The sequence below is a fragment of the Streptomyces endophyticus genome (assembly GCF_035798155.1).
GTDB classification, from domain to species: Bacteria; Actinomycetota; Actinomycetes; order Streptomycetales; family Streptomycetaceae; genus Streptomyces; species Streptomyces endophyticus.
Map to the genome: position 1 here is coordinate 1 of NZ_JAOZYC010000095.1, position 315 is coordinate 315.

Annotated in this window: 1 other RNA gene; it reads left to right on the forward strand. The window is 60.3% G+C overall.

The features are described from left to right. An RNA gene (rnpB, locus tag OKJ99_RS13760) (RNase P RNA component class A) lies at positions 1 to 315 on the forward strand.

Here is a 315-nt window from a genome sequence, read left to right on the forward strand (position 1 = left end):
GACAGTCGCCGCCCTGCTTGCAGGGGGGAGGAAAGTCCGGGCTCCATAGGGCAGAGTGCCAGGTAACGCCTGGGAGGCGCGAGCCTACGGAAAGTGCCACAGAAAATAACCGCCTAAGCGCGCAAGCGCCGGTAAGGGTGAAAAGGTGCGGTAAGAGCGCACCGCACGTCTGGCAACAGTTCGTGGCTAGGTAAACCCCACTTGGAGCAAGACCAAATAGGGTCCCAAGGCGTGGCCCGCGCTGGGACCGGGTAGGTTGCTAAAGGTGTCCAGTGATGGCCATCGTAGACGAATGACTGTTCAAGACAGAACCCG